Source organism: Pseudomonas sp. MIS38 (assembly GCF_019891575.1).
GTDB lineage: Bacteria > Pseudomonadota > Gammaproteobacteria > Pseudomonadales > Pseudomonadaceae > Aquipseudomonas > Aquipseudomonas putida_A.
Window position 1 is genome coordinate 143471 of record NZ_JAFLXF010000010.1, and the last position, 16501, is coordinate 159971.

Below are 16501 nucleotides of genomic sequence, written 5' to 3' on the forward strand. Positions count from 1 at the left end.
AAGCGACAGAAAGAGTACGCAAAGATGGAAGCGCTGGAACAAGCAGCGTATGAAGTTGAGGTGTACGAAAATCACGTAGATATCCTCCTTTCGATGCACAAGGAGTGTGCCGAGCCTGTGAAATGGAAGCGAATTCTCTCCAATCCTGAACCTAAACAGCCTCTCAAGAGCGGTGCTCTTGAGCAAGAAGCTACGCATGCGGCCGCTACATATCACCCCAATTTCTGGGCTCGGCTTTTCAAGCTAGAGGCTCGTCAGCGCATGGCCCTGGAAGGAAAAATTGGCACCGCGCAGGCGGAAGACGAAAGGCAATATCAGGCTCAGCTTGATGAATGGAAAACTGCCCATACCGAGTGGGCGGAGGAGAGGGACATTGCGATCCGTATCCTTGATGGTGACCGTCAGGCCAAGCTAGATGCCATCGAAGCTTTCGAGTCGTTTGCAGAAATATCACACCTCGGCTCAGCTATTCAGATGATTGTTCATGAAGGTGGTGTCTTAGAAGCGAAAGTCGCTATTCATGGCTCCGACGTGATTCCGACCGAAATAAAATCTCTACTCAAAAGCGGCAAACTGTCGACCAAAGCTATGCCTGCTGGGCGGTTCAACGAACTTCATCAGGACTACGTGTGCAGTTGCGCCCTGCGAGTAGGTCGAGAGTTGTTGGCAATCCTGCCGGATGACCTGGTCATCGTCACCGCTCTGGACAATGTGCTCAACAGCTCGACAGGTCATATGGAGGAGCAGCCGATTCTGAGTGCTGCGTTCTCTAGACCAACTGTTGACGGACTTAACCTCGAAACCATCGATCCGTCTGATGCGATGAAGAATTTTGTCCATAACATGAGTTTCAAAAAGGGCGCTGGATTCTCGGCTGTTGCCGCCCTTGATGCTCAGCGCTTCGCCGTAGTCGTATAACTGAATCATCTGAGAATCCAGAGAATGACATGGCAAACATAAAAAAAATTGGCTTGTACACAGGCATATTGGGGGCTTTGGCATCAGTGGCGGCGCTCGTCCTGCCAACCCCGGCGGTTTCGCACAGCTCCAGCGGCAACAACAGTCCGGTCATTTCTGGCAATGGCAATAACGTCAACTATCAATCCGGCTTTCCCGATCTTGAAACGATAAGAGCCCAGCGTCCCAATATTAGTGATCAACAATACGCTGCAATTAAACCCGGCATGACTTATGAACAGGTGCTGGACATCGTCAAGATTCCCGGTAAGGAGGCTGCCAGTGGCGGCAACGTGCAGGTCTATACGTGGGGGACGGAGGTGTACGTATATATGGTGGTGACCTTGGTGGATGGCAAGGTTCAATCCAAGTCACATTGACGCGGTTTCAAGGTATTGCATCGCCCACCGGCGGGATGCGCATTAGAGAAAACTCAAGATTGAGAGTCAACGCTTAAGCCTGATTTTTCTCACTGGCTCCCGACCGTCATCACAAAGCCAATTTTGGTGCTCTAGAATGAGCGCTTGCTTAAGCCGGGAGAAGAGTTATGACTGTTCAGCTCAAGAAAGAACACCTGCAAACTGCTAAATATACCTACACTTGGAAACGCGACAACGGTGATGGTAGATACGCAGGCCCTAAAGATCGGTCGCGTGTCGACAAAGACGAGGGCTACGAGGTTCTGGAATTCATCGAGAACCTGATGAACAAGCACAGCAAGAAAACGCTGGGGGATGTTCATAATGCCGAGAACGCGCTCCATGCAAAAGAGCTGAGTGCCGTAGTAATGCGTGATGACCTGAACGCAAAGGTTAAAAAAGCGTTGGGCTGGTAACCTACTCGGCAACTCCTCAATGCCCGCCGGCTTGCCGGCGGGCATTTTGTTGGTTCGATGAAGGGATTGCATGACAAGGCGCAACGCATTTTTGAGAAGGCAGCAGGAGCGAGTGGAGACGAGCAGCCCCACCACCAGCGGTGATCGGGTTGGCACTGAATCTGTTCGTGAGAAAGCGGATTGGCTTTCTTTCGTAGAAAAGCTCTCGCAGATCGTTCTCGTGGTAGTAGCAGTTTTCGGCTATTTCTACACCGTGAAACCCATCTACCAAAAGGATCGGCTGGAAGAGCAGGTTGCTGAGTACGAGGGCATCCTGAAAGAGCAACGACCCAAGGTTGCCGCGCTGGAAACCCAACTCAAGTCCCTGGCGGCTGAGCGAGACTTCGCCAAGGGTGAGCTGGAGGGCTTAGAGCGCAGTCTCAACGCTGCTCGCCAGGATAAGAAGCAGCTCCAGAATCAAACGCGCTACATGGAGTACAAGTACTACACGGCGGAGGGGATGCCGGCCGTAACGGATAAGCAGGTGGCTGATGCTCAAGGTCGCGGAATAGAGGCTTCCTATCTATCAAGCATAAAAATGTTTTGCGGGCTTGTCGGTATAAGGACTGAAGAATTCGGAAGTTTTCGCAGTTCAAAAGACATGCCTAAGGACGAATTCTACCCGTTCACCAAAAAGGAGATGGCTATTTGGAGTAGCGTCGGCGCTAAGCTAGTTGTCGATAGAGCTTTAAGTTGTGTTAAAGCGCAAAGTGCAAGTTATTCCAGGAAGTATGCAGATGACCCAGCCCACAAGATTTTAATCGCTGCGGCGGAGAAGGTCCTTCTACAGAACATCAGCGAGCGTGCTACCAAGAACCCTTGGAGGCCAAAAGTTGAGCCTAAGGATATTATCGCTGAGCATCGTGGAGCGCTTGAAGGTTTCAAGCGTCGGAAGGCTGAAGAAGTGGCGAAAGCTGAGAAGGATTATGGCGGTTGGGAGAACGTGTGGGGAGATGCTCGGCGTACTATTGCCAAACAAAACTACGAAACGGCGATGAAAAACGCTGAGATCAAAGCCTGGAGTGACAGCTTTGGCGCTAATTATGCCGCAGAATCCAAAGCAAATGATTTTGCTCAGTCACTCAACAAGGCCTCTGCTGATCTAGTTCATGCCAGTATTTCAAACCAATAAGCCACGGGTTGACTCTCTCAAGCCGCCCTAGGTGCCATAGGCAGATCGAGAGTTCCCACTGCGCTGATAAAGTCCCTGGCAGACAACTCTGCAGCTTTGAAGATTCCGGTCGACCTTTTCTTGTGCATCGTCAAAATCACGCGAGCCAAATCGACATAATGATCGAGATTTTCTTTTGCTCGTTAGGATTGATCTGCTCATCAATGAGCGCCTGGGCCTGGTTGCGTGCCTTGTGGATGTCTGTCAGGGATTTGCGCGGCCAGGAGCCACAGGCGTACTCTTTGTTTTGGTCGCCCCAGCGATACCGATAGAAAAAGCTGACTGATACACCGTCCTTACGCACTGAGATTCGACCGGAGAGATTGCCATCTTCCCTGAGGATGCGGCCGGCATCTTCAGCGGTCAGCGACTCGAACTCTTTGATGGTGATTTTGGCCATGAAATGGGTTCCCCCTACTTTTACCCCCACAAAAACGTCGGCTCTTGATGGACGTTCTTGGACACTCGTAGAGCAGAACACCGCTGGAGCTCAAGTAAATACTCGCTTGGAAAAATCCAGAGTGAAATTTTGGAAGCTTTCAAGAAATATGAAAAAAGAGATGGGGTGCTAGGGGTCGAGTGTTCGAATCACTCCGTCCCGACCATTATTCCTGAGTAAAATCAGACACTTAAGCCGATCATCTAGATCGGCTTTTTTGTGCCTGCGCAAAGCTCGCGCAAAAAAAGGTCGCTGGATGAAAAATTTGGATCACTTGATAGACAAGCGGGATCCGGCGCTGCCCATCATTGAAAAAATGCTGGGGGAAGCCGTACTCAACTATCAGTTACTCCCTCCCTCCACCGAAAATGGCAGAGTTCTTTCAGGTCTTCAGCTCACGACTAAATCGACGTTGGGTGCGATCGCCTTCGAAACGGGTGGGCTGTTGATTGATCACGGCTGGTTACGTGTGCTCGGCTCCGGGCATCCGCAATTACCGCGAAATCTTCTGGATTGGAATGGCGGCCGTGCTGATGCTTATATGTTGGTCGCCGACGATGCTGCTGGAGGTTTTTTTGCTCTCAATGGCGGTGGTTTGGGTGAAGAGGTTGGGGCGATGTATTACTGGGCGCCTGACACGCTGTTGTGGGAGCCATTGCACATTACTTACACCGACTTTCTGGGTTGGGCGTTGAGTGATCGGCTCGCGACCTTCTACGACGGTTTGCGCTGGAACGGCTGGATTCACGACCTGCAGGCGCTGGAAGCGGATCAGTGCTTTTCGTTTTTCCCGTTTCTCTGGACTCGGGAAGGCTCAGTCGAAAAGAGTCGCCGTACGGCGATTGATGTCAGCGAACAGTTCGAAATGAATGTCGAGTTGGCACGCAAGCTCGGCAAAGGTTCTGCGCAGTTACTCTGATGTCGGGTTGATACTCTGCCTGCCAGGGCTGAAGATGCTCGCTCAAATACACGAATGTTGCAGGCCACATCTTTTCCGTCATTGGTTCATAAGAAAATGGATAAGTTATCTCGCTTGAACTCGCTTTTGATTCAACACAATGCAGTCGTTTCTCTGAATATTGAAATTCAAGACTTCAAGTACAATCTGGCCTTGACGATGTCGTCGCTCGATGACGCAGCAGAAAGCACTATCACTATAAATTTTCAGGATGTCAGTGCGCTTGATCTAAGTGGCTTTGGCGGCGGATTAACTCAATTCATGGAGCTCGTCGTTACCCGAATCGATCGTGGGCTCGACAGAATCAGATATGAATTAAGAGACGTAGAGGACGAAAAAATTTCCTTCTACTTCTTTACCTTCAGCGAGCCGAGCCATGCGCAGCAGTGTTGCGGGGTTTGATAGACCGTACTGTCAGTGCGCTCGCCTCTGAAGCGCCATTAAATATTGGCGATCGGTTGCCGATACTCCGGTATCTAAATTCCGATCGAGCGAAGGCGCATGGACATCAGCAATACCAGCAGTGAATATCAAAAGCCGAAAAATCTCGCAGGGCTGGGCCGTCGCTGGGGTGGGCAGATCATCGATACGTTGATCACCTACTTTTTGATCCTCTTCGTAGGACGGCTGGCGGAGTTTATTGGTTTGCCGCCAAATGTGGTGGCTGTCCTGGCTCTTGGTACGGGTGTGGCGTATTACCTGTTTTCCGACGCAATGCCCAACGGGCAAAGCCTGGGTAAAAAGCTGCTGGGGATGTCGGTGATTGATGAGCGTAGCTACTTGAACTGCAATCTGTATCAATCGTTCATACGCAATATCACAACGCCGTTTCTGAACATCCTCGACTGGATTTTCATCTTCTTTGGCTCGCGCAAACGCCTGGGCGACATGCTTGCGTCAACAATTGTGATTCGTGTCAGGTGAGTCAAGTGGGGCGACGGCAGTCGCCCAAGTGTTAAGGTTTCGAATCTTGCTGAATATCCTCCGAGTCACTGGAGGTTGCGGCGTCCTTCTGCGTTTCTTGCGGTTCGGCGCCGGAGTTTGAGCCTGACGCTTCTTCGCCTTTTTTATTGGCTTTTTCCTCGTTGGACTCTGAGCTTTGCGCCTGATTTGTGCCGGAGGAGGCCGTCGGTGTTGCTGCCGAACTGGTCTGCGTGAAGAGCGAGCCAGTCAACAGCAGGCTTGCAAGCGTCAGGGTTGCAATCGACTTGTTCATGATCTGAGTCTTCCGCGCGATGTGGGTAACTCTTTGGAGGCATGAACAGGCCTAAGGTGCTGGCCGTTGGACGAGCGGTAAAGTCACAGATACCCGGCCCAATGTGAAAGTAGAAGGATTTCTACCAAGCCGACCACAAACATGACCGCGACAAAGCGCCGCGAAAACACCGCGCTATATTTTGCGGCCTTGCAAGTCGGCCCATTCAATCCCGAAGCGGCTCAGGTATTTTCTCAAGCGATCTGCATCATTCGGCTGCGCCTTGGCCTGGCGCGATACGCCGAACAGTCTGCGTCCGGCATCCGACAGACTGTCCGCTTGCCGACATACTTCAATTACCGCTTTCAATTGCAATCGATCAAACAGGTCGAGGCTATCGGCGTCTCCCGGGAGGTCATCCGACACGCCGTCCGCTTGCGCCAGTCCCCACGCATAACGCAGTCGATCAATTTCTTCCTGCACTTGCGCCTCATCAATTCGTCCGCTGTCCGCCAGCGTGGCCATCCGGGTAATCGACGCTGACAGTTCGCGAAAGTTGCCCAGCCATGCTGCTTCCCGAGAGCTGGCGAAGGCGAGGTAGCGTCGGCGCGCTTCGAGGTTGAAGCGCACCAGTTGGCCGTGATCGCGAGCGTGACGTTCGAGCTCGAAATCGATGTTGGGCTCGATGTCTTCGCGGCGGCCGGCCAGGCCGGGCAAGTCAAATGTCCAGAGGTTGATGCGTGCGTACAGATCCTCGCGGAACAGGCCTTCGGCGACGCGGCTGCGCAGATCGCGGTGAGTACCGGCGATGATCAGGAAGTCGCTATCGACCTCCTTGTCGGAGCCGAGCGGAAAGAAGCGCTTTTCTTCGATCGCCTTGAGCAGCATCGCCTGTTCGTCCGCGCCCAGCTCACCGATTTCATCGAGAAACAACATGCCGCCGTCCGCTGCCCGTAGCAGGCCGTCGCGGGCGTTCTGCGCGCCGGTGAATGCGCCTTTGACGTGACCGAACAAAGCCGACATCGCACCGTCGCCCCGCAGGGTGGCGCAGTTCACCTCAACAAACCGGCCCTGCATTTGATGGCGGCTGCGTTTGAGTTCATAGATGCGTCGGGCGAGAAACGATTTGCCGGCGCCGGTCGGGCCGATCAGCAGCATGGGCGCCTTGGAGCGCACGGCCACGCGTTCAATCTGTTCGATGGAGCGGTTGAACGCCGCGTTACGGGTGGCGATGCCGGACTTCAAGAACTCCAGGCCTTCGAGGCGTTTGTTGGCGAAACGCGAGGCGATGCGGTCATAGCGCGACAGGTCGAGGTCGATCAGCGCGTGAGTGCCGGTGGCTTGTTCATCTTCGCTTTTGCGTCGGGCGGGGGAAGTCTGGATCAGGCGCGCCGGCAGATAGCGTGCTTCGGTCAGCAGGAACCAGCAAATCTGCGCGACGTGGGTGCCGGTGGTGATGTGAACCAGATAGTCCTCGTGCTCGGTATCGAAGCTGTAGGCCGTCGTGAAGTCATGCAGTGCGCCGTAGACCTCTTCGAAATCCCACGGATTGCGCAGTGCCATGGGGTGCAGGTGTACCTCGGTTTCCGGCGAGACCTGCTGGATATCGGCGCGAACCCGTTCAGCGAGGCTGATGTCGCGCGCGTCGATACCGTGAATCAATTCCAGGCGATGGATCAGCACGTCCGGTTGCTGGCACAGGCCCACGCTAGGTCGCCAGTGGCTCCAGCGATTGGCGCCTTTGCCAACGCGGTCCAGGGTGGCGCCGATAAAACCGATGGCGACGGTGCGTTTGTTGGGCATGGCTATCTCAAAAGATAAATGACGATATCAAATGATAGGTTTCTCACACTGGGTTTGTCTTTGGTTCAGCTCAAAGAAATCGATAAAAAATAAAAAAAACTAGATAAATCAATAAGATAAAAAATAAATTTTGCGCCTATCAAAAACTGGCACAGCCGCTGCAATACCTATCGCAACGAACAGGACAACACAGCGAGACGCCACGATGGCCAACTTCAAACTCTTCAACACGCAATCGAAACAGCTGGCAGCCTGCGACACTTTGAATGCCTCCGGCGCCTCGGCATATGCCTACACGCCGAAGCATCAACTGGCTCAACTGGCGGTCACCGGTTGCCTGAACCAGACGTTTTACGCCAGCGCTGAAAGCCAGCTGGATCAAGTGTTGAAGCTGGTGGCTGAACTCGACAGCCGTTTCGTGGCGAAGGCTGCTGTCTACGCTCGCCAAAAGGGCCACATGAAAGACATGCCGGCATTGCTGCTCGCGGCGTTAACGGCGAACCGTTCGACGTTGGTACCTGAGGTGTTTGAACAAGTGATCGACAGCGGCAAGATGTTGCGCAACTACGTGCAGATCCTGCGCAGTGGCGCCACCGGGCGCAAATCCCTCGGTTCGCAACCCAAGCGTCTGGTGCAGAACTGGCTGAACCGCGCGACCGAACGTCAACTGCTGCAAGCGTCGATTGGCAACCAGCCATCGCTGGCGGACGTGGTGAAGATGGTTCACCCAAAGCCGGCTGAGGCCTGGCGCGAAGCGTTCTTCGCCTGGCTGATCGGCAAACCGGTGGATGTGCAGGCATTGCCCGAGTTGACCCGTGATTTGCTGGCATTTCGCAGCGGTGCGAGTCGCGAAGTCCCCGCGGTACCGTTTCAACTGCTTGGCAACGAAATTCTGAGCAAAGAGCAATGGGCGGCGCAGGCCTGCAACATGGGCTGGCAGGGGTTGCGCATCAACCTCAACACCCTGGCGCGGCATGGCGCGTTCGAGGTTCCGGGTTGCGTCGATTACGTGGCAGCGCGACTTGCAGATCCGCAAGAAGTGGCAAAGGCGCGGGTTTATCCATACCAGTTGCTGGCGGCCTATCGGATGGTTGGCGATAACGTACCGCCGCAGATCCGCGAGGCGTTGCAGGATGCACTTGAGCTGTCGCTGGCCAACGTGCCGAAGCTTGAAGGCGCGGTGGTGGTTTGCCCGGACGTATCGGGTTCGATGGGCAGCCCGGCGACCGGTTATCGTCAGGGCGCGACCACGGCGGTGCGTTGCATCGATGTGGCGGCACTGGTCGCGGCAGCGGTGTTGCGCAAACAGCCGGCGGCGCGGGTGATGCCGTTCGAAGTGAAGGTGGTGGATATCAAGCTCAATCCACGGGACAGCGTGATCAGCAATGCGGAGAAACTGGCCGCGGCCTTTGGCGGCGGCACCAACTGCTCGGCGCCATTGAAGAAACTGGCGGACAGCAAGGCCAGGGTCGATACGCTGATTCTGGTATCGGACAACGAGTCCTGGATCGACACGCGGCGCCGTGGTGCCAGTGAGACCATGCTCCAGTGGGAGCGCATCAAGCGGATCAACCCGCAGGCACGGCTGGTGTGCATCGATATCCAGCCGGGTTATGCAACGCAGGCAGCCGACCGCGATGACATCCTGAATGTCGGCGGTTTCAGCGATGCAGTGTTCGATGTGGTCGAGCAGTTCACCAGCGGTCGTTACGGTGCCCAGCACTGGGTCGAAGCGATCGAGAAGATGCAATGAATTGATTTGTCACAGGCGCTGAATGCCGGTGGGACTACATCCAAGACGTCTCATCAAACCCTTGTCAGCGTGAGTGACGGCACGAATGCCTGATGGCTGTACATCTGAGGCCGGTTAACCCCGGTGCGCGGCGACGCGCAACAGTCATCAACTTTTGTCGTGCCACCTTATTGAAAAAGAAGGCAGCGAATGCAACAGGTACTCCATCGGAACGCGGGTTCGAATCCCGCCCCGGCAACGGGGGCTCGACTGGCAGAGCCACAGTGTCTGTTTTTTTGTCGCTGCACATGACGGAACAACGCCGAATCATCGGCCAACGAATAAAGAATAGAGAAATGAAAGCACACACTTACCAACTGCTCGAAGTCGCCAACGGCAAGCCGATCAAACTCTGGACCGAAGGCGTCCCGGTGGAAAACGAGGCCCGCGAGCAGCTGATGAACACGGCAAAGATGCCATTCATCTTCAAGCATCTGGCGGTGATGCCGGATGTGCATCTGGGCAAGGGCTCGACTATTGGCAGCGTGATTCCGACGGTGGGCGCGATCATCCCTGCGGCCGTCGGCGTGGACATCGGTTGCGGCATGATCGCCGCACGCACGTCGCTGACCGCAGCCGACTTGCCGGACAACCTGCAAGGTCTGCGCAGCGCCATCGAGCAAGCGGTGCCCCATGGCCGCAGTTCGAACCGTTCTCGGCGCGACAAGGGCGCATGGGACGAGATTCCGCAGCAAGCCGATCAGGCCTGGGCGGGGCTTCAGCCACGTTTCAAACTGATCACCGACAAGTACCCGAAACTGACCAACACCAACAACCGTGGGCACTTGGGCACGCTCGGCAGCGGCAACCACTTCATCGAAGTGTGCCTGGATGAAGCCAACCGGGTCTGGTTCATGTTGCACAGTGGTTCTCGCGGTGTCGGCAACGCCATTGGCAACCTGTTCATTCAGATGGCTCAGGCGGATATGCGGCAACACATCGCCAACTTGCCGGATCGTGACCTGGCGTACTTCGAAGAAGGCAGCCAGCACTTCGATGATTACGTGGAAGCGGTGAGCTGGGCGCAGGACTTCGCCAGACAGAACCGCGAATTGATGATGCGCGCGGTGATTCAGGCCACGCGCCAGATCATTCGCAAACCGTTCGAGGTGGCGCTGGAAGCGGTCAACTGCCACCACAACTACGTGCAGAAAGAGCGGCATTTCGGCGAAGAAATCCTGGTCACCCGCAAAGGCGCGGTGTCGGCGAAGAAAGGTGAACTCGGGATCATTCCGGGTTCGATGGGCGCCAAGAGTTTCATTGTGCGCGGCCTGGGCAACGAAGAGTCGTTCAGCTCCTGCAGCCACGGCGCCGGCCGCACCATGAGCCGAACGAAGGCAAAGAATACATTCACCGTCGAAGACCAGATCCGCGCCACGGCGCATGTCGAGTGCCGCAAGGACGAAGCGGTGATCGACGAAATTCCGATGGCCTACAAGGACATCGACAAAGTCATGCACGCCCAGCGCGAGTTGGTGGAAGTGCTGCACACCCTGCGGCAAGTGGTGTGCGTCAAAGGATAAAAGGATCAGCAGTCATGGAATTTGCAGAACGCCACCCGCTGTGCGCCACGATGCGTGCGCGGGTACTGGAAGAGTTGGCGCGTATAGAGCGCGAGCGCAATGTCACGGTGTTGTACGCCTGTGAGTCCGGCAGTCGGGCCTGGGGCTTTGCCTCGACCGACAGCGACTACGACGTCCGGTTCGTGTACGTGGAAAAACCGCAGTGGTTCGTTCAGGTCGACACGCCGCGCGCTGTGATCGAGCGGCCATTGGACGACGAGCTGGACGTCAGCGGCTGGGAACTGCGCAAGACCCTCGGGTTGTTGCGCAAGTCCAACCCGACGTTGCTGGAGTGGCTCGACTCGCCATTGGTGTACCGCAGCGAAAGCGCGCAGGTTACGCAACTGCGGGAGCTGGCCGAAGCGTTCTACAGCCCGCCGGCAGCCCGCAACCACTATCTGTCGATGGCGAAAAACAACTTTCGCCAGTACCTGCAAGGCGACAGCGTACGGTTCAAGAAGTACTTCTACGTGCTGCGGCCGTTGCTGGCGGTGCGCTGGATCGATCAGGGGCGTGGGCGTCCACCGATGACCTTCGCCGAGCTGCTGACCACGGTCGACGACCGCGCACTGCTGGCTGAAGTCGACGAACTGCTGGCACTTAAACGCAATGCCGACGAGCGCGCCTACGGCCCGCGTCGTCCGGCGCTGCACAGGTTCATCACTGCCGAACTCGAGCGCGATGTGCCCACATTACTCAGAACTCAGGAAGACTCGCGACGACTGGATGACTACCTCAGGGACATCGTCGGGTTGTATGCGTAAGGATTGAAATGGAACCGCAAGTGATTGAACTGGACGGCGCGATTGGCGGCGGTCAGGTGTTGCGCAGCGCGCTGAGCCTGTCGATGGTGACGGGCCAGGCGTTTCGCATTAAACAGATTCGTGCCCGCCGCAGTCGGCCGGGATTGTTACGCCAGCATTTGACGGCAGTGATGGCGGCCGCCGAAGTCTGCGGCGCACGGATCGCGGGAGCGGAACTGGGCTCGCAGGAGTTGCGCTTCGAGCCGGGAGCGATTCGTTCGGGTGATTACCGGTTTGCGATCGGCACGGCCGGTAGTTGCACGTTGGTGTTGCAGACATTGCTGCCGGCGCTGTTGCAGGCGCCGGGCACAAGTCGCGTACGGATCAGCGGCGGTACGCATAATCCGTTGGCGCCGCCTGTCGATTTCCTTACGCGCAGCTGGTTGCCGTTGATGCGGCGCATGGGTGCCGGCATTGAGCTGGATCTGCTGCGTCACGGCTTTGTCCCGGCCGGTGGCGGTGAGATCGACGTCACGGTGCAGCCGTCGCAGCTGACGCCGCTGGACCTGTGTGAGCGTGGGGCGCTGCTGTCGCAGCAAGCCTTGGCGCTGACGGCCGGTCTCGCACCGAGCGTCGCCGCGCGTGAACTGAATCAGGTGGCGAAACGCTTGCGCTGGGCAGCGGAAACTTTGCATCCGATCACGCTCGACCCGGCGCGTGGCCCCGGTAACGTGCTGTTACTGGAGTACGTGTTCGAGCAGGTCACCGAAGTCTTCAGTGCCTTTGGCCAGGTATTGTTACGGGCGGAGAAGGTCGCTGATACCGCAATCAATCAGGCGACAGACTGGTTACGCAGTGACGCTGCGATGGCGGAACACCTCGCCGACCAGTTGCTGCTGCCGATGGCGCTGGCCGGTGGCGGATCGTTCACTACCCCAAGAATGACCGAGCATCTGCACAGCAACATCGCGGTGATCGAGCGCTTCTTGCCGGTCACTATCGAATGCTCGGAAGCGGGCCCCGAGCGTCTGCGGGTTGAGGTCCGCAACGGTCGCTGACCACGTCGCAAGCCCGGATCAATCTCGCGAATGCGGCAATTTGCTGGCCCCCAGGCTTGGGCTTCCCCGGCAAAATCGCCTTTTTTCAAAAGGTTAGGTTGGCTATATGCGGACGATTGTCATAACCGTTGCAACGCTTTCCCTGGCTGCCTTCGCTTCGGCCATTGAAGCGAGGGAGTTGAGCAAGAGTCACCGGTTTGCCTGTACGTGGGGCTCGGACATCGCCGCCGGCGCACAACAGTCGAAGCTCTCGGGGATCTCGTTGTACGGCGCGCGCAAGCAGTTGCAGGTGCGCAAGTTCCAGCAACCGTGGATGCGCATGACGGCGATGGGGATTACCGAGCAGACGTACAACAGCACGTCGAAGCTCAAACCTGCAGCGGTCAAGCAGACCTATTACGAACAATGCGTGCGGCATGAGCTGGCCCAGCGATAAATCAAAAAGCCCAACCTGAAGAGGTTGGGCTTTTTCATGCCTGACGAAACGTCGGCGTTACTTGTCAGTCTCGCAATTGATCATCCACGACACCCCAAAGCGATCGACCAGCATGCCGAACCGGGCGGCCCAGAACGTGGTTTGCAGCGGCATGTCGACGCGAGCGTCCTTGGCCAGCGCGTTAAACACTCGCTCGGCTTCGGCAATGCTGTCGACGTTGAGGGAGATCGAGCACCCGCTCATGCCCTCGGTTGGCCGGTCAGGTGTGGTGTCCGAGGCCATGATCATCTGGTCGCCAACCTTCAGGCAGGTATGGTTGACGAGGTTGTGGTGCTCTTTCGGTACGTGTTCGGTGGCGGGTGTTTCGCCGTAGGTCATCATTGTTTCGAGTTTGCCCTGCAAGGCTTGTTCGTAAAAGGTGAAGGCCTCGCGGCAGTTGCCGTTGAAGATCAGGTAGGGATTGATTCGCATGATGGCGTTCCTGGCAGTAGGCGCGGAGAGAGGCGATTTTCGCCAGGTTCCGCGAAAGGCGGTTAAACCATAGCAAAGCATTGGACGCCGCAACGACCAGAGTTTTTCCAGATGTTTTTCTTCTGAAAACGCCGCGCTTCAGCACGGATAAAACCTGCGGAGTACCATGACACCCTGTACGACCTATCGAGCTTGTTCTGCCATGCCTTTGATTTCCCGCTTCAACGCCTTGATCGATCAGGCCCGGCGCGCCCTGTTGCTGGTCTGGGCGACTTCACGCGGTTTATTTCTGGGCCTGGTGCTGGCGACCCTGATTGCCGGCGTTCTGCCGGCGTTGGCAGCGTGGCTGGGCCAGCGCATTGTCGATGCGGTGGTGACGGCGATGCAGTTGCACGCGCAGCAGGGCGATGCACCGCTGTGGCCGGTGTTGCGTTATGTGCTGATGGAGGCGGGCGTGCTGGCGTTGTTGTCCGGTACGCAACGGGCGCTCTCGGTGCAGCAGTCGTTGTTGCGGGTGCAGTTGGGGCAGAAGGTCAACACACTGATTCTGGAAAAGGCGCAGACCCTGTCGCTGGTGCAGTTCGAGAACTCCGAGTTCTACGACAAGCTGGTGCGCGTGCGCCGCGAAGCCTCGACCCGGCCGCTGGCGTTGGTGATGAAGTCGCTGGGGTTGATCCAGAACCTGATCATGCTGATCAGCTTCGGTGTGCTGCTGGTGCATTTTTCGCCGTGGGCACTGCTGTTGCTGGTGATCGGCGCGTTGCCGGTGTTCTTTGCCGAGGCGCATTTCTCCGGCGACGCTTTCCGCCTGTTCACCCGCCGGGCCCCGGAGAGTCGGCAGCAAAATTACATCGAAACCTTGCTGTCCCATGAGGCCTACATCAAAGAGGTCAAGCTGTTCGGCTTCGCGCCGTTGTTGTTGCAGCGTTATCGGGACACTTTTGCCAAGCTCTACGCCGAGGATCGGCGCCTGACATTGCGTCGTGATGGCTGGGGTTTCGGTCTCGGCTTGCTCGGTACAGGGGCGTTCTATCTGGCTTATGCCTGGGTGGTGATCGATGCGGTGCACGGCAATATCAGTCTCGGTCAGATGACCATGTACCTGGTGTTGTTCAAGCAGGGGCAGAGTGCGGTCAGCAGCAGCCTGAGTGCGATCAGCGGTTTGTATGAGGACGGTCTGTACCTGTCGAGCCTGTATGAGTATCTGGCCGAACCGGTGTTGGCTGATTGCGGTCAACTCACCGTCGGCGCGCATCCGGGTGATGGCCTGCGCTTTGAAAACGTCGGTTTTCGGTATCCGGGCGCCCACCGTGCGGCGCTGGAAGGCATTGACCTGCACTTGGTGCCGGGCAAGAGCGTGGCGCTGGTGGGGGAGAACGGCTCAGGCAAAACCACGCTGATCAAATTGCTGACGCGCCTTTATCGGCCCGATCAGGGTCGGATTCTGCTTGATGGCAGCGATTTGCAGGATTGGGAAGAGAACACCTTGCGGCGGCGTATCGGCGTGATTTTTCAGGACTACATTCGCTACCAGTTCACCGTGGGCGAAAACATTGGCGTGGGGGATACCTCGGCGTTCAACGATGAATCGCGCTGGCAGGCCGCAGCGGCCGAAGGCATGGCCGCGCCGTTCATTGAAGGCCTCGACCGTGGCTATGCCACGCAGTTGGGCCGCTGGTTTGCTGGCGGTCAGGAGTTATCGGGCGGGCAATGGCAGAAGATTGCCTTATCCCGGGCGTACATGCGCCGCGATGCCGACATCCTGATTCTCGACGAACCGACCTCGGCGCTGGATCCGGCAGCGGAAGCGGCAGTGTTCGAGCATTTCAGCCAACACACCGAAGGGCGCATGACCTTGTTGATTTCCCATCGCTTTTCCAGTGTGCGCAATGCCGATCAGATCATGGTGCTGGAGGGTGGACGGATACTGGAGAAGGGCGATCACAACAGCCTGATCGCTGCAAACGGGCACTACGCCAAGCTGTTCGATCTGCAGGCTCGCGGCTATCGCTAGGAATCCTGCGCGCTGCGCACCAATGCTGGGCCGGCCACGCGCGGCGCGGGTTTGGACTGCATCAGCGCATCGATCGCCTTGCGATAATTCTGCCCGCCCAGCGCCATGCTGTTGTTGTGGGTGGCACCCGGCACCAACAGCAGTCGTTTCGGTTGTCGGGCGGCGTTGAACAGCTGCTCGCTGAAGCGTGGCGGCACGAACGCGTCGGCCATGCCGTGTACCACCAGCAATGGCATGTGAATCTCGGCGATCTTGTCGATGGAGTCGAATTTCTGCGACAGCAGCCAGCGTACCGGCAGCGAAGTGTTGGCCACCGCCGCCGCCACATCGGCGAGAGAGGTGAAGGTCGACTCGATCACCAGGCCTTTGACCGGCAGCGGGGTATGGTCCCGAGCCGCGTCCTGGCCGAGTTCGGCGGCCAGATCAATCGCCACGGCACCGCCCAGGGAGTGACCGTAGATCAGGCGCTTGCTCGGGTCGGGCTGCAGCAGTTTGAAGCGCTCCCACGCCACACGGGCATCTTCGTACACGCTGCTTTCCGAAGGCAGATCGCCCTTGCTCTGGCCGAAACCACGGTAGTCGATCGCCAGTACCGAGTAGCCGGCCGCGCGCAATTGCTCGATGCGGAACAGCTGTCCGGTGAGGTTCCAGCGCACGCCATGCAGATAGAGAATCGCCGGAGCGTTCGGTCGTTCTGCGGGCCACCACCAGGCATGAATATTCTGCCCGGCCTTGAAGCTCTTGGGCTGCAAGTCGAGTTCCTGCACGCTGCCCGGCAAGCCGTGATACCAGCCGGCCGTGCCCGGTTCGATGCGAAACAGCAGTTTGCGCTCGGTGTGTTCGAGCACCGCACAACTCGTCGGCACGCCAATGATCAGCGCAGCCATGCAGGCGAACGCCAGACGGCGACGACGCAAACGGGTCATGAAGGACAGGAACATTAAACGGTTCACCACAACGCAGACAAAGAAGGCTTTTTACCAGAAGGCTCGGTCTGCGCGTGACTTTTTCGACCACCGTCTACTCGC

The 16501-nt window shown here is 57.1% G+C and carries 17 protein-coding genes and 1 pseudogene; 13 read left to right on the forward strand and 5 right to left on the reverse strand.

From position 1 onward, the window contains the following. The first annotated feature begins 24 nt into the window (after window positions 1–24). From J1G18_RS13960 to J1G18_RS13975, 4 genes are all read left to right on the forward strand, one after another. Window positions 25–918 carry a hypothetical protein gene (locus tag J1G18_RS13960; RefSeq protein WP_227451413.1) on the forward strand — a complete coding sequence of 298 codons (894 nt, stop codon included), beginning with the start codon at window positions 25–27 and terminating at the stop codon, window positions 916–918. 29 nt (window positions 919–947) lie between these two features. Beyond that, window positions 948–1337, forward strand: coding sequence for a hypothetical protein (locus tag J1G18_RS13965; protein ID WP_016774052.1), 390 nt, complete (start codon window positions 948–950; stop codon window positions 1335–1337). Between the two features lie 167 nt (window positions 1338–1504). Next, window positions 1505–1792, forward strand: coding sequence for a hypothetical protein (locus J1G18_RS13970; protein WP_016774053.1), 288 nt, complete (start codon window positions 1505–1507; stop codon window positions 1790–1792). 70 nt (window positions 1793–1862) lie between these two features. Beyond that, window positions 1863–2963 carry a hypothetical protein gene (locus J1G18_RS13975; RefSeq protein WP_135296192.1) on the forward strand — a complete coding sequence of 367 codons (1101 nt, stop codon included), beginning with the start codon at window positions 1863–1865 and terminating at the stop codon, window positions 2961–2963. A gap of 169 nt (window positions 2964–3132) precedes the next feature. On the opposite strand, the pseudogene J1G18_RS13980 reads toward J1G18_RS13975, so the two are convergent. Next, window positions 3133–3402, reverse strand: a pseudogene (locus J1G18_RS13980) (Arm DNA-binding domain-containing protein); the annotation flags it as partial. 295 nt (window positions 3403–3697) lie between these two features. Between J1G18_RS13980 and J1G18_RS13985 the strand changes: the two are divergent. The 3 genes from J1G18_RS13985 to J1G18_RS13995 all read left to right on the forward strand — a co-directional run bounded on the left by J1G18_RS13985 (window position 3698) and on the right by J1G18_RS13995 (window position 5323). Further along, the gene (locus tag J1G18_RS13985; RefSeq protein WP_135296191.1) at window positions 3698–4360 is read left to right on the forward strand and encodes a DUF2625 domain-containing protein; all 663 of its coding nucleotides are present in this window, start codon (window positions 3698–3700) and stop codon (window positions 4358–4360) included. 96 nt (window positions 4361–4456) lie between these two features. Beyond that, complete coding sequence (locus J1G18_RS13990; protein WP_139055541.1) at window positions 4457–4801, forward strand: hypothetical protein; 345 nt, start codon at window positions 4457–4459, stop codon at window positions 4799–4801. A 99-nt stretch (window positions 4802–4900) separates the two neighbouring features. Then, a complete protein-coding gene (locus tag J1G18_RS13995; RefSeq protein ID WP_097088693.1) occupies window positions 4901–5323 on the forward strand; it encodes an RDD family protein in 423 nt (140 codons plus the stop codon). A 31-nt stretch (window positions 5324–5354) separates the two neighbouring features. Here J1G18_RS13995 and J1G18_RS14000 read toward each other — a convergent pair whose 3' ends face one another. Beyond that, window positions 5355–5615, reverse strand: a complete 261-nt coding sequence (locus J1G18_RS14000) for a hypothetical protein (RefSeq protein WP_027611570.1) — start codon at window positions 5613–5615, stop codon at window positions 5355–5357. A gap of 174 nt (window positions 5616–5789) precedes the next feature. Next, window positions 5790–7397, reverse strand: a complete 1608-nt coding sequence (gene rtcR, locus J1G18_RS14005; RefSeq protein WP_134786807.1) for an RNA repair transcriptional activator RtcR — start codon at window positions 7395–7397, stop codon at window positions 5790–5792. Window positions 7398–7602: 205 nt separating this feature from the next. On the opposite strand from rtcR, the gene J1G18_RS14010 reads away from it, so the two are divergent. The 5 genes from J1G18_RS14010 to J1G18_RS14030 all read left to right on the forward strand — a co-directional run bounded on the left by J1G18_RS14010 (window position 7603) and on the right by J1G18_RS14030 (window position 12988). Next, complete coding sequence (locus J1G18_RS14010) at window positions 7603–9150, forward strand: RNA-binding protein (protein ID WP_223007899.1); 1548 nt, start codon at window positions 7603–7605, stop codon at window positions 9148–9150. Window positions 9151–9485: 335 nt separating this feature from the next. Then, a complete protein-coding gene (locus J1G18_RS14015) occupies window positions 9486–10712 on the forward strand; it encodes an RtcB family protein (protein ID WP_027611573.1) in 1227 nt (408 codons plus the stop codon). A gap of 14 nt (window positions 10713–10726) precedes the next feature. Next, window positions 10727–11515 (forward strand): nucleotidyltransferase domain-containing protein, encoded by a 789-nt coding sequence (locus tag J1G18_RS14020; RefSeq protein WP_210558985.1) that lies wholly within the window; start codon window positions 10727–10729, stop codon window positions 11513–11515. Window positions 11516–11523: 8 nt separating this feature from the next. Next, on the forward strand, window positions 11524–12552 hold the full coding sequence (gene rtcA / locus J1G18_RS14025) for an RNA 3'-terminal phosphate cyclase (RefSeq protein ID WP_223007900.1): 1029 nt from the start codon (window positions 11524–11526) through the stop codon (window positions 12550–12552). 106 nt (window positions 12553–12658) lie between these two features. Continuing rightward, the gene (locus J1G18_RS14030; RefSeq protein WP_007961262.1) at window positions 12659–12988 is read left to right on the forward strand and encodes a hypothetical protein; all 330 of its coding nucleotides are present in this window, start codon (window positions 12659–12661) and stop codon (window positions 12986–12988) included. 57 nt (window positions 12989–13045) lie between these two features. Here J1G18_RS14030 and J1G18_RS14035 read toward each other — a convergent pair whose 3' ends face one another. Continuing rightward, window positions 13046–13459, reverse strand: a complete 414-nt coding sequence (locus J1G18_RS14035) for a VOC family protein (RefSeq protein ID WP_223007901.1) — start codon at window positions 13457–13459, stop codon at window positions 13046–13048. A 202-nt stretch (window positions 13460–13661) separates the two neighbouring features. Here J1G18_RS14035 and J1G18_RS14040 point away from each other — a divergent pair, with 202 nt between their 5' ends. Beyond that, window positions 13662–15473: an ABC transporter ATP-binding protein gene (locus tag J1G18_RS14040; protein WP_223007902.1), complete on the forward strand. Its 1812-nt coding sequence runs from the start codon at window positions 13662–13664 to the stop codon at window positions 15471–15473. Here the strand turns inward: J1G18_RS14040 and J1G18_RS14045 are convergent. Beyond that, window positions 15470–16414 carry an alpha/beta hydrolase gene (locus tag J1G18_RS14045; protein ID WP_098964607.1) on the reverse strand — a complete coding sequence of 315 codons (945 nt, stop codon included), beginning with the start codon at window positions 16412–16414 and terminating at the stop codon, window positions 15470–15472. The genes J1G18_RS14040 and J1G18_RS14045 overlap by 4 nt on opposite strands. Between the last annotated feature and the right edge of the window lie 87 nt (window positions 16415–16501).

Bases quoted from the DNA above. Each gene is read 5' to 3' on its own strand.
- J1G18_RS13985 (WP_135296191.1), top strand. From the start codon at position 3,698: ATGAAAAATTTGGATCACTTGATAGACAAGCGGGATCCGGCGCTGCCC.
- J1G18_RS13975 (WP_135296192.1), top strand. From the start codon at position 1,863: ATGACAAGGCGCAACGCATTTTTGAGAAGGCAGCAGGAGCGAGTGGAG.
- rtcA (WP_223007900.1), top strand. From the start codon at position 11,524: ATGGAACCGCAAGTGATTGAACTGGACGGCGCGATTGGCGGCGGTCAG.
- J1G18_RS13995 (WP_097088693.1), top strand. From the start codon at position 4,901: ATGGACATCAGCAATACCAGCAGTGAATATCAAAAGCCGAAAAATCTC.
- J1G18_RS14035 (WP_223007901.1), bottom strand. From the start codon at position 13,459: ATGCGAATCAATCCCTACCTGATCTTCAACGGCAACTGCCGCGAGGCC.
- J1G18_RS13960 (WP_227451413.1), top strand. From the start codon at position 25: ATGGAAGCGCTGGAACAAGCAGCGTATGAAGTTGAGGTGTACGAAAAT.
- rtcR (WP_134786807.1), bottom strand. From the start codon at position 7,397: ATGCCCAACAAACGCACCGTCGCCATCGGTTTTATCGGCGCCACCCTG.
- J1G18_RS14020 (WP_210558985.1), top strand. From the start codon at position 10,727: ATGGAATTTGCAGAACGCCACCCGCTGTGCGCCACGATGCGTGCGCGG.
- J1G18_RS14030 (WP_007961262.1), top strand. From the start codon at position 12,659: ATGCGGACGATTGTCATAACCGTTGCAACGCTTTCCCTGGCTGCCTTC.
- J1G18_RS14010 (WP_223007899.1), top strand. From the start codon at position 7,603: ATGGCCAACTTCAAACTCTTCAACACGCAATCGAAACAGCTGGCAGCC.
- J1G18_RS13965 (WP_016774052.1), top strand. From the start codon at position 948: ATGGCAAACATAAAAAAAATTGGCTTGTACACAGGCATATTGGGGGCT.
- J1G18_RS13990 (WP_139055541.1), top strand. From the start codon at position 4,457: ATGGATAAGTTATCTCGCTTGAACTCGCTTTTGATTCAACACAATGCA.
- J1G18_RS14000 (WP_027611570.1), bottom strand. From the start codon at position 5,615: ATGAACAAGTCGATTGCAACCCTGACGCTTGCAAGCCTGCTGTTGACT.
- J1G18_RS14040 (WP_223007902.1), top strand. From the start codon at position 13,662: ATGCCTTTGATTTCCCGCTTCAACGCCTTGATCGATCAGGCCCGGCGC.
- J1G18_RS14045 (WP_098964607.1), bottom strand. From the start codon at position 16,414: ATGTTCCTGTCCTTCATGACCCGTTTGCGTCGTCGCCGTCTGGCGTTC.
- J1G18_RS13970 (WP_016774053.1), top strand. From the start codon at position 1,505: ATGACTGTTCAGCTCAAGAAAGAACACCTGCAAACTGCTAAATATACC.
- J1G18_RS14015 (WP_027611573.1), top strand. From the start codon at position 9,486: ATGAAAGCACACACTTACCAACTGCTCGAAGTCGCCAACGGCAAGCCG.